The organism is Wenyingzhuangia sp. IMCC45533 (genome assembly GCF_054111225.1).
Map to the genome: position 1 here is coordinate 1,185,274 of NZ_CM134197.1, position 11,541 is coordinate 1,196,814.

Here is an 11,541-nt window from a genome sequence, read left to right on the forward strand (position 1 = left end):
ACTCTATACTTTGTATTCCGTACTCAACACTATGTACTAATGAAATTAAATCAAAACGAGAAAATACTATACAGCCGTCATTTACTATTAAATGAAGTAGGGTTAGAAGGGCAAGAAAAAATTAAAGCCGCACGAATATTGGTGATTGGAGCTGGAGGATTGGGTTGTCCCATTTTACAGTACTTAACCGCAGCAGGTATAGGAACGATTGGCGTGGTAGATGGTGATACGGTAGAGGTAACTAATCTTCAACGTCAAATATTATTTACTGTTGATGATATTGGCAAATCAAAAGCTAGAAGTGCTACGTCAAGTCTAAAAAAATTGAATCCCTACGTTATTTTTAACGTCCACCACTTCTTTTTAAACGCTGATAATGCTTTGAATCTTTTTAAGCAATACGACATTATTGTAGACGGTTCTGATAATTTTCAAACAAGATATTTATGTAACGATGCTGCTGTTTTAACGAATAAGCCACTAGTTTTTGGTTCTATTTTTAAATTTGAAGGCCAAGTTTCTGTATTTAATTATAACAACGGACCTACTTACCGTTGTCTATATCCTACACCTCCAAAAGAGGGTTCAGTTCCTTCTTGTTCAGAAATTGGTGTCTTAGGAGTACTTCCTGGAATTATTGGAAGTTACCAGGCTAACGAGGTTCTAAAAATTGTTTGTGGTATTGGAAACGTGCTAAGTGGTAAATTACTTACTATTGATACGCTCACAAATCAGAACTTTACTTTAAGTTTTGATAAAAATGAAACGCTTAACGTAACTGAGTTAATTGACTACAATTTATTTTGCGGAGTTGACGAAGAATTTAGCAATGAAATTGAATTCTCCCAAATCAAATCCACTGACCAATTGATTGATATTAGAACTGAGCTGGAAAGAAGTATTTCCCATATCGGAGGAATTCACTTGTCCGAAAGTGAAATAAGAGAAAAACCTAACCTACTAAACGATTACAAAAACATCGTTTTTTATTGCAATACAGGAAATAGAAGCAAGCTAATAATCAAAGAGCTGAACTTAAATGTGAGATCTTTAAAAGGGGGAATAAAAAACAAGTCGTAGTTTTTTTATACTGTGGCTTAGCCGTAACCCTTAGGGTGTTCAAAACAACATTAAATAGACAGAACCTCTAGCCCAATTCTATTCGCAACAAAACTATATTTATTTTGCTACAGGTCAGCAATATAACTGAATCCTTCTATAGTTCCTTCGGTATATATTTTTTCATCGTCCAAACAAGCCTTTATTTCTGAAACTGTTTCTCCTAACTTTTCTGGTTGATAATGGACTGCATAAAGATTTTTGAGACCTTTGTCGTCCTTAAATTCTACAAATACTACATGAGCAATAGAGGTAGTTCCGAATTTTCTTGAAAAAGGCTTAGAAGTATTATTTTTAACAGTAGGAGTCCCTCCCGTTCGTATTTTGACTACATTTCTGTTGCAGTCCACGTATATATTTTGATATAATGACTTTGATTTGTAATCTTCCGTTAAAAAATAACCGCTATACTCTTCAAAATATTCAACAAAAACAAGCTTGAGAATCGATTGCCAATTTATTTTAAACACGTTTTCTCCAGATATGTCCACAGTGATCCCTCCATCATTGTATGATAAAGTTCTCTTTCTCATAAATTTAGCAAGTATCTTCTTCATCACACAAATATACAAATCATAACACAAAACTAACCTATATCAAATTAATATATGTTTAGAAACTAACAATTAACGTATAAATTCCCAGTTTATTTCTTAGAAATTACACGAACATTCATTTCTTCCACTTTTTTTGTCGATAATGGAGATGGAGACCCAAACAATAAATCTTCTGAACTTCCTGTTTTAGGGAATGCCATTACTTCTCTAATAGAAGCTTTTTTCTCTAAAATCATCATCAACCTGTCAACTCCCCAAGCAATACCCCCATGTGGTGGTGCTCCATAATGGAAAGCTTCATACATCGTTCCCACACTTTTTAACATTTCTTCTTTATTATAACCCATATTTTTATAGGTTGCCTCTAAAATTTCAGGTTTGTGAGCACGAACAGATCCTCCTCCAATTTCATATCCATTCAGAATTAAATCGTACTGTTGAGCAATGATCGTTCCTATCTGAGCCTCTTCACCCTTCATATGCTTTTCTAAATCATAGATTGCTGGCATAGAGAATGGATTATGTGTAAAAGTCCATCTACCTTCATCTGTTTTTTCAAACATTGGGAAGTCCACCACCCAAGCAGGTCTCAATTCTTTAGGATTGATTAATTTCAGCATAGCTCCCAATTCTTGACGAACAGCATCCAAAGCCTTATTAGCGGTTGCATAATCTGCAGCGGAGAAAAATACTACATCTCCTACTTTAGCATTAGCGGCTTTAATAATATTAGCTCCTATTTCTTCTCCTAAGAACTTGATAATAGGAGATTGTAAATCATTTTCATTAACAAAAATATAAGCCAATCCTCCTAATCCGTTTTGCTGAGCAATAGACGTTAATTTTTCTATTTGTCCTTTAGACATACGTTTACCCCCTTGTTCTTCGGCAGAAACTTTGATACATTTGACAATACCTCCAGCCTCAATAGGTTTAGAAAATACTTGAAAAGTAGTATCTTTTACTATATCTGTTATGTCTTGCATTTGCAGTCCAAAACGTAAATCTGGTCTATCACAGCCATATTTATCCATGGCATCTTTATAAGTAATCACTTCAAACGGACGTAAAATCCATTTGTTCCCATAAATCTTTTTCACAATGGTATTAAACATATCGGTATTTAAATCGATAATGTCTTGCATAGAAGCATAAGCCATTTCGATATCCAACTGTGTAAACTCTGGTTGACGATCACCTCTGGAATCTTCATCACGGAAACAACGTGCAATTTGGAAGTACTTTTCAAATCCACCTACCATCAACATTTGCTTGAACTGCTGTGGTGCTTGTGGTAACGTGTAAAAAGAGCCTGGCTGCTTACGAGCTGGAACGATAAATTCTCTTGCCCCTTCGTCTGTACCCGCAGTTAAAATAGGAGTTTCAATTTCTAAGAAAGATTGTTCATCCAACATATCACGAAGTAATTTAATTACTTTATGACGATTGACTACTGCCTTACGAACTTCTTGATTTCTATGATCTAAGAATTTGTATTCAAAACGAACAGCTTCGTTAGAACGCATTGCCTTTTTAATTTCAAAAGGTAAGGTTCTAGATAAATTTAATATCTCTAACTCAGTCGCTTCTAACTCTAATTTACCCGTTCTTAAACCTGCATTGTAATCATCTTCTCTACGTTGTACAATTTTTCCTGAAACTGAAATAACAGATTCTGGTTTTAATTTCACCAATTCATCTAAATTAGGAAAGGTCTCGCGCTCTAAACGAACTTGAATAATTTCATAAGATGAATCACGTAAATCAATAAACATCAATTCACCGTGATCACGAACACTTGACACCCAACCAGACAAGACGATGTCTTGAGATAAATTATCTTCAGTTATCTCTGAAATGATATGTGTTCTGTATTGGTCTTTAACAATTAAAGGAATTTCTGGTAACGCTTCGCTAGTACTTAGTACCGAGTCCTTAGTATCAAGTACTTCTGGTGCTTCGTTGTTCTTTGTACTTTGTACTTTAGACTTTGTACTACCCGATAGGGTTCCCAAAATCATTTCACGAACCACATTTCCTGGAGCTCCTTTACCAATTTTACCGATTACTTTTCCTACTAAAACTCCTGCTTTTCCTTGATTGCCTCCTTTAATATCGTTGGCAATGGCTTCGTTTTCGGTAATCGCAGCATCCACGGCAGCTTGAATCTGTTCTGTAGAAATGGTATTATCTGCAAAATATTTTTTATAATCAAATTTAGCATCCGCTAACAATCCTTCAAGGGCTTTCTGGACTAATACATTGGTAACTTTTCCCTCCTTAAAGGATTTGAAAATAGAGATTAAATCATCTATATTTTCTATTTTATCGTAGTCCTCTGCTTTTAAATTATTGGTTAACGTTTTGGCTACAAAGGCAACATCTCCGATAGCATCTACCAAGCTCATTACTGTTTTAGAACGCAAAGCATCTGCTGTAAAGAACTTAGCATCTTGAGGCTTTACTTTACCCTTTATTAATGTAGATTCTACAAAATAGGGTAATACTTTAGGATCTACCGAAATTCCATCAACTACATTTTTGATGGCTACAAAAGGTAAATCTGGCTCAGAAATATAACGATAATCAGCATCGTACTCTTTCTTACGCATTACTTTGGTTTGCTTTAAAGCTTCATCCCATAAAACCGTCGTTTGGTCTGGTCTAAACTCTTTGTGCTCTGTAAAGTAATTTAACTGCTTTTCTATTTCTTCTTTTAAAGCCTCTACCATAAACTTAAACGAGTTCAAGTTTTTAATTTCGGTACGAGGGTTCAACACCTCTGTTCCTTTGATACGTAATGACACGGAAACATCTGACTTAAATTGACCTTTTTCTAAATTCGCTTCAGAAATTCCTAAGTTCTGTACAATACGTTGAATGTATTGCGCATACGTAGAAGCATCTTCTATATGGCGAATACAAGGTTTGGTTACAATTTCTATCAAAGGAACTCCTCCTTTGTTAAAATCTACCAAAGAAATGGTTTTCTCGTGTACCAACTTAGCGGCATCTTCTTCAACATGCACTTGCTCTATTTGTACAGTAAACTGAGAACCATCATTACGATAACATGCTACTTCCCCATCAGGAATGATAGGGTTGTGGAACTGGGTTATCTGAATATTTTTAGGGTTATCTGGGTATTCGTAATGCTTACGATCCCAAGAAATTACTTCGTTTGAAAAACTAGAGTTTACGGCCTTTCCAAAATAAATAGCTTTGGTAATCGCCTCTTTATTAATGGCTGGTAAAACTCCCATTTGACCCGTACATACAGGACAAATGTTTGTGTTTGCTTGCTCACTTTCTTCGTTAGCACACCCACAAAACAATTTAGATTTTGTATTTAAACGTACGTGTGTTTCTATACCAATAACTAACTCTATGTTGTTTTCTGCGATTAGAGTATTTAATCTTTCTAATTCCATTATTGCACTTGGTTTAAGAAGTTAGCAAACTGTAATATGGTTTGTTCTTTGTTTTTTGCTCCAGTTACCTGAATTCCAGTTTCTGTACCAAACGGACAAGTTAAGGTTGGTAGTTGTCCTAAACTAAAACCAACGGTGTAAGCATCCGATAAATACATTGCGTGAGGATTGCTCAACACCTCTCCTATTTTGGGAACAGGACCTGGAGTTACAGGCGATAGTATAATATCTACCTTATTAAAATCTGCTTCAAACGCAGCCTCTATCTCCTTTCTTAATGCTTGTCCTTTTAAATAAATAGCATCCGAGAATCCTTGAGATAACACTTGATTTCCTCCTACGATTCTGCGTTGAGTTTCTTCCGTGAACTTTTCTGAACGTGTAATCATGTAGGTGTCTTTTAAGTTTTTACCTTCAATACGTTCTCCGTAGTTGGTCCCATCTAATCTAGATAGGTTTGATGCTGTTTCTGCCATTGCCAAAGTATAGTAGGTAGAAACTAAAGTATCTGCATTAAAAAAGTCTAATTCTTGAACTTCGCAACCTGCTGATTTTACCTTTTCAATCGTTGCCAAGAAGTCTTCTTTTACCTTAGCATCAATGGCATCATTTTCAATAAAATTCTTAAAGTAACCTATTTTAATTCCTTCTGGTTTCCTTGTTACAACCTCAGCTTTTATTTCTTCTGAAACTACCGAAGTCTGATCTTTAGCATCTTTTCCGCTAATCACATTCATAACAATAGCAACATCTTCTATCGATTTTGCCAGAGGCCCAACCGTATCCGTAGACGATGCATAAGCCATCAGCCCGTAACGAGAAACTCGCCCGTAAGTGGGCTTTAAACCATATATTTTATTGTAACCTGCTGGTTGACGAATTGAACCTCCTGTATCTCCTCCTATAGAAAACACCGTGTAGTCTGCAGCTACGTTTACTGCCGATCCTCCTGAAGAACCTCCTGCAACTAAACTGGTATCTACTGCATTTTTCACACTTCCAAAAACTGTATTTTCTGATGATGATCCGTGACCAAAACTATCACAGTTTTCTTTTGCCATTGGTATAGCACCTGCATCTAATAACTTTTGAATTGCAGTTGCTGTATATGCAGATTTGTAATTCTTTAATAAGTCTGAACTAGCAGAGGTATAAGTTCCTTGAACCATATACACATCTTTAATCCCAAAAGGAATACCTTCTAGCAAACCTATTTCTTCTCCATTCGCAATTTTTGCGTCTACTTTAGCAGCAGCTTCTAAAGCCATGTCTTCTAAAACAGTGTTAACAGAGTTGTATTTGTTCTCTTTTAGTAAAGCCAACTTTTCTTGTACCAAAGCTGTACAAGAATATTTCTTAGTTACTAAATCGTTATGTATTTTTTTTATTTCGCTCATTGCTTGAGGAGTTAAGGAGTTAAGAAGCTGAGGAGTTGAAGAGTTTTTACCTCTTAACTTTTTTCAACCTTTAACTTTAGAACTTTATTAACTTTCTATTACTTTAGATACCACCAAATATCCGTCCTTTTCTTTGGGAAAGTTCTCTTTGATAATTTGCTTGGTAATTTCTGAACTATTTTCAACAACATCTTCGCGTAAATCGTCTATAGACACAGCATTCTTGGCATTTTGATTTGATGAACTTTGATTGATTTCAGCTTTTTTGATTACTTCAAACAACTTATCCACCGCCTCAGAAGACTTTGCTCCTTTGATGCTAGACAAGATGTCTACAGGCATTATTTTACTCATTCTTTTTGTTTTTAAGTCAGACTTTAAGAGTGCGAAAGTACAAAAGTTTTGACGGACTTAAAAGGTTTAAGTAACTCTAAAAACACCTGTTTAAAAACAGAAATTCTCATTGCAAAGCAATATCAATTTCTGAATGAGATAAATTCTCTATTTGTACCTTTTTAACACTAATGAATTTCTTTGATTATTGAAATAAAAAAGCGACATCCTAAAAATAGAATGTCGCTTTTTAAATTATCTAAAACAAATGATTAATTAATCATCGCTTTTAATTCTTTTACCGTTTGTATTGGATTTTCAGCACCAAAAACATAACTACCTGCTACTAGAACATCTGCTCCTACTTCTATTAAGTTGTTTGCATTTTTGTCTGTAACACCTCCATCAATCTCAATTTTGGTATCACATCCTCTAAACGTGATTAAGTTTTTTAATTGCTGAACTTTAGAGTACGTATTTTCAATAAAAGACTGTCCTCCAAAACCAGGATTCACACTCATGATACATACCAAATCCAAGTCTTGAATTATATCTTCTAAAACAGAAATAGGTGTATGTGGGTTTAATGCCACACCAGCTTGCATCCCCTCAGCTTTAATGGCTTGAATGGTTCTATGCAAATGCGTACAAGCCTCGTAATGAACAGTTAAAATATCTGCTCCTATTTCTTTAAACGTTTTAATATATTGATCTGGATTCACAATCATTAAATGTACGTCTAACGGTTTGGTTGCGTGCTTTTTTATAGCTTGCATTACTGGCATTCCAAAAGATATGTTGGGAACAAAAGTTCCATCCATAATATCTATATGAAACCAATCTGCTTCACTATTATTAATCATTTCTACATCGCGTTGGATGTTTGCAAAGTCGGCTGCTAAAACCGATGGAGCTACTAATTTACTCATCTTTGTTTGTTGTATGGAGAGTTTTGACTAACCTAAGTAAGTCATTAAAATTTTACTTCTCGAGGTGTGTTTTAACCTACGGATTGCTTTTTCTTTAATTTGACGTACACGTTCACGTGTTAAATCAAAAGTTTCTCCAATTTCTTCTAAAGTCATTGGTTGGTGTTCTCCTAAACCAAAGTACAAACGAACTACGTCTGCTTCTCTTGGCGTTAAAGTTTCTAAAGCTCTTTCTATCTCGACCTTCAAAGACTCATGTAATAAAGTTCTGTCTGGGTTTGGAGACTCTCCTGAATTTAATACATCGTACAAGTTAGAATCTTCTCCTTCAATTAATGGAGCATCCATCGATACGTGACGACCAGAGTTTTTCATAGACTCCTTTACATCGTTTACCGTCATATCTAATTTCTTAGCTATCTCTTCTGCCGAAGGAGGACGTTCATTTTCTTGTTCTAAGAAAGCATACATTTTGTTGATTTTGTTGATTGATCCAATCTTGTTTAATGGTAAACGTACAATACGAGATTGTTCTGCCAATGCTTGTAAAATGGATTGACGAATCCACCACACTGCATAAGATATGAACTTAAAACCACGAGTTTCATCAAAACGTTTGGCAGCTTTAATCAAACCTAAATTCCCTTCATTAATTAAATCTGGTAGGGTTAATCCTTGGTTTTGATACTGCTTTGCCACAGATACTACGAAACGTAAGTTTGCTTTTGTCAAACGTTCTAGGGCTGCCTGATCTCCTGCTTTGATACGTTGTGCTAATTCCACCTCCATATCGGCAGTAATCAAATCTACCTTACCAATTTCTTGTAAATATTTATCTAAAGAAGCCGTTTCACGATTGGTAACTTGCTTGGTAATTTTAAGTTGTCTCATGTAATTTTGCTGTGTTAACGTTGTTGTGTTCTTACATATACGCAGATATTATTTATTTTGTTACAAAAAAATAGATTTATTTCATCTTCTTTCTATTTTTAGCTATTTTTAAAACTTCTTTTTTATAAAATTTATGCAAAATCAACTAATATGATTGTAATAGCAGATGCCTCTTGCAATATTCTTTATGCCTCCTATTATTTGGATGAACTTATAACTAATAAAAAATATACATTTCAATTCAAAAGCAAACCTTTTGTTGACCTAGAGCACAATAACCAATATTTAGCACTTATTGTTAAGACAAAAACAATTACAAAAAAAATTATTGTTGATTTTTCTAATTTTGATAAAATTGATCAAAAGGCTTTAAAATGGTGTGATGTTTATGGAAAAGTAAATTTAAACTTCAATGATTTGCACTTAGATAAAATGATAGCCATAGGACCATTAACTGCTATCAACGTTTTTAACAAATTACAAACCTTCTATTTTTCACTTAGTAACTACCTTAAATCTTATAAAAGAATTAAAAATAAAAAGTTATTTTTTTCTTATTATAAGGGGCAGTTAAACAGACCTGCTTTATCCGAATATATTCAAAAAGAAGTCACTAAAAACTATCTTTTTTTTGCTTCCTCCTTGTGGAAAAAAGAAAAAGAGTTAAATGATATTCGATCGAATTTTATTACTACTTGCAAAGAACATTCTTTTATAAATTTTGAAGGCGGTTTTGCTCCAAGAACTAAAAATGATATTAAAGGCTATGAGAATTTAACTATGAAAACACGAATAGAAAAAGAAGATTTTCTTAGAAAAACATTGAATTCAAAATTTGTCTTTAACGCTCCTTCTGTTGGTAATTGTAATGGATGGAGGTTGGTAGAGTATTTAGCTATGGGCAAAGTAGTATTAACTACTCCTATTGTTAGAGTAATGCCTGGAAAATTTATTGAGAACGAACATTATATTTTAACTAATGGATCTAAAGAAGATTTTAATACTAAAATAGACTTAATACTATCTGATAAAAATTTATGCAGTATGCTTGCAAAAAATGCTCGCAATTATTTTGTAAAAGAATTAATTCCTTCTCAAGTATTATCAAAATTACTTAATTAAACTACATCATGAACATTGCCAATTCTTCAAATGAACTAAAAGATTTTATACAAAATATAAGTCGTAAATTTAAGCATAGACTTACAGCTATTTCTATGGAAGACCAGAGTAATTGGTCTTTTGAAGATGGTATTTTATCACATAGTAGTAAAGGTTTTTTTAACGTTACAGGTGTTGAAAATATAAACAATGTATCTGATCAAGATTTGATACTTTATCAGCCACAAAGTGCTTTGACGGGTCTACTTTTATGTAAAAAAAACGGAGGAGTTTATGTTTTGTTACAAGCCCGTATAGAACCTGGAAATACAGGAATTATTCAGTACGGTCCTACTGTGCAATCTACACCCGCTAACTATTTAAAAATGCATGGAGGAAAATCTACCCCCTTTATTGATGAATTTATTCACTTTAAACCAGGTATTAATTTAATTACACATAGTATTCAGCACGATCTAGGAAAGAGATACTATCAAAAAAGTAAATCTCATCATTACATAGAAACCGAAGACTTAGTACCTTGTGATGATCATATGATATGGGCATCTACAGAAAGTATCTTTAGACTTTTAAGTGAAAATAATTTATTGAATGTAGATTTAAGATCTTTGCTAGCTGTATTTAATTGGGATGACTTTTACCAAGATAAATCCATAGAAACCAAAACAGTTTCAGCTATTTTTAATGATAAAAACATAATTATTCCAAGTTCTAAACACAGATTAACAACAATAACGGCTCTAAATAACTGGGAAATTACCAACACTAAAGTAGCTTCTAAAAAAGAAGGTCTGCCTACCATTTGTATGTTTCATTTTATTGGAGAATCTAGAGAAGTTTCGCAATGGTCTCAACCTTTATTTTGCGTAGAAGGAATGGGGTTGGTTCAATTAATTACTAGAACCATAAACTCTACAACCGAATATTTAATTACAGTAGGTAATGAAGCTGGTATTAGTACGGATTTTGCTGTGTATCCTACAAACTATTGGTATGCTGAAGAAACTAAAAATATAGAGTCCTCTATTAATGGTGAATTAATTTCAGAATTTATTCAATGTGATGAAGGTGGTAGATTTTATAAAAATGATGTAAAATATCAACTATATAAAGTAGCAGGTAATTTTGAACATAAAGAAAATCAGCATTGGATTACCAATAATGAACTAAAACAAATTTTAACAGCTTCTAACGTCGCTTCTTTTCAATTAAGATGCATCTGTTCTGGTATCTTGGATTTATTAAATCCTACTGTTTTCAAATAAAAATGAAGTCATCTGAAAAAACATTATCCTTCTAAATTCAACTTAGAGTCTTTCTTATGATTAACTGTAGCATAAGATTTTCTGTCATGCAATGAACAACAAGACATGTTTTTTAAACAGTCTCTTTTCTTTGAGAACTTAAATCTATTATTTCACGAATTTCTTGCTAGATACTGTACTAAAATCTTGAAAGATTAAAACATAGGTTTTAAATGTCAGTAACATCGACGTTGGTTACTAGAGGGATTAACATAGTAAAGCAGCGAGGGATAACTTCAACTAAACAACATTCGTATTGTCCTTAATCTAACAGCTACTAGATACTTATTGGTAGCTGCATCTTCGCTCAACTAATCTACTCCCATATTCGTTAAATTATAGATAATTGACTTTATAAAACAATTATCTGTACCTGTAACAGCAGTTAGCATAACAATGATTTCTTTTGTATAAACCACAAACCCCTTTCGTATCATTATGAGATATCAAATCTACAA

General features: G+C 33.5%; 9 protein-coding genes. 3 read left to right on the forward strand and 6 right to left on the reverse strand.

Going from position 1 to position 11,541, the window contains the following annotated elements:
• The first annotated feature begins 39 nt into the window (after positions 1 to 39).
• Entirely contained in the window at positions 40 to 1,080 is a 1,041-nt protein-coding gene (gene moeB / locus ACXGQW_RS05235) for a molybdopterin-synthase adenylyltransferase MoeB (protein WP_457824044.1), read from the forward strand.
• Positions 1,081 to 1,187: 107 nt separating this feature from the next.
• Here moeB and ACXGQW_RS05240 read toward each other — a convergent pair whose 3' ends face one another.
• From ACXGQW_RS05240 to ACXGQW_RS05265, 6 genes are all read right to left on the reverse strand, one after another.
• On the reverse strand, positions 1,188 to 1,676 hold the full coding sequence (locus ACXGQW_RS05240; RefSeq protein WP_457824045.1) for a hypothetical protein: 489 nt from the start codon (positions 1,674 to 1,676) through the stop codon (positions 1,188 to 1,190).
• An 89-nt stretch (positions 1,677 to 1,765) separates the two neighbouring features.
• The gene (gene gatB/aspS, locus ACXGQW_RS05245; RefSeq protein ID WP_457824046.1) at positions 1,766 to 5,107 is read right to left on the reverse strand and encodes a bifunctional amidotransferase subunit GatB/aspartate--tRNA ligase AspS; all 3,342 of its coding nucleotides are present in this window, start codon (positions 5,105 to 5,107) and stop codon (positions 1,766 to 1,768) included.
• On the reverse strand, positions 5,107 to 6,504 hold the full coding sequence (locus ACXGQW_RS05250; RefSeq protein ID WP_457824047.1) for an amidase: 1,398 nt from the start codon (positions 6,502 to 6,504) through the stop codon (positions 5,107 to 5,109). Before ACXGQW_RS05250 ends, gatB/aspS begins: the two co-directional genes overlap by 1 nt.
• Positions 6,505 to 6,591: 87 nt before the next feature.
• Entirely contained in the window at positions 6,592 to 6,858 is a 267-nt protein-coding gene (locus ACXGQW_RS05255) for a hypothetical protein (protein ID WP_457824048.1), read from the reverse strand.
• Between the two features lie 251 nt (positions 6,859 to 7,109).
• A complete protein-coding gene (gene rpe / locus ACXGQW_RS05260; RefSeq protein ID WP_457824049.1) occupies positions 7,110 to 7,766 on the reverse strand; it encodes a ribulose-phosphate 3-epimerase in 657 nt (218 codons plus the stop codon).
• 27 nt (positions 7,767 to 7,793) lie between these two features.
• Positions 7,794 to 8,657, reverse strand: coding sequence for a sigma-70 family RNA polymerase sigma factor (locus ACXGQW_RS05265; RefSeq protein ID WP_068827853.1), 864 nt, complete (start codon positions 8,655 to 8,657; stop codon positions 7,794 to 7,796).
• 150 nt (positions 8,658 to 8,807) lie between these two features.
• Between ACXGQW_RS05265 and ACXGQW_RS05270 the strand changes: the two genes are divergently transcribed.
• Both ACXGQW_RS05270 and ACXGQW_RS05275 read left to right on the forward strand, forming a co-directional pair.
• The gene (locus ACXGQW_RS05270; RefSeq protein ID WP_457824050.1) at positions 8,808 to 9,779 is read left to right on the forward strand and encodes a glycosyltransferase; all 972 of its coding nucleotides are present in this window, start codon (positions 8,808 to 8,810) and stop codon (positions 9,777 to 9,779) included.
• A gap of 8 nt (positions 9,780 to 9,787) precedes the next feature.
• Positions 9,788 to 11,044, forward strand: coding sequence for an NDP-hexose 2,3-dehydratase family protein (locus ACXGQW_RS05275; protein WP_457824051.1), 1,257 nt, complete (start codon positions 9,788 to 9,790; stop codon positions 11,042 to 11,044).
• Positions 11,045 to 11,541: the final 497 nt, after the last annotated feature.

What these genes read in the sequence shown, in the direction of transcription:
- ACXGQW_RS05275 (WP_457824051.1), top strand. Translation starts at nt 9,788, where the DNA reads ATGAACATTGCCAATTCTTCAAATGAACTAAAAGATTTTATACAAAAT.
- moeB (WP_457824044.1), top strand. Translation starts at nt 40, where the DNA reads ATGAAATTAAATCAAAACGAGAAAATACTATACAGCCGTCATTTACTA.
- ACXGQW_RS05255 (WP_457824048.1), bottom strand. Translation starts at nt 6,858, where the DNA reads ATGAGTAAAATAATGCCTGTAGACATCTTGTCTAGCATCAAAGGAGCA.
- ACXGQW_RS05240 (WP_457824045.1), bottom strand. Translation starts at nt 1,676, where the DNA reads ATGAAGAAGATACTTGCTAAATTTATGAGAAAGAGAACTTTATCATAC.
- gatB/aspS (WP_457824046.1), bottom strand. Translation starts at nt 5,107, where the DNA reads ATGGAATTAGAAAGATTAAATACTCTAATCGCAGAAAACAACATAGAG.
- ACXGQW_RS05270 (WP_457824050.1), top strand. Translation starts at nt 8,808, where the DNA reads ATGATTGTAATAGCAGATGCCTCTTGCAATATTCTTTATGCCTCCTAT.
- rpe (WP_457824049.1), bottom strand. Translation starts at nt 7,766, where the DNA reads ATGAGTAAATTAGTAGCTCCATCGGTTTTAGCAGCCGACTTTGCAAAC.
- ACXGQW_RS05250 (WP_457824047.1), bottom strand. Translation starts at nt 6,504, where the DNA reads ATGAGCGAAATAAAAAAAATACATAACGATTTAGTAACTAAGAAATAT.
- ACXGQW_RS05265 (WP_068827853.1), bottom strand. Translation starts at nt 8,657, where the DNA reads ATGAGACAACTTAAAATTACCAAGCAAGTTACCAATCGTGAAACGGCT.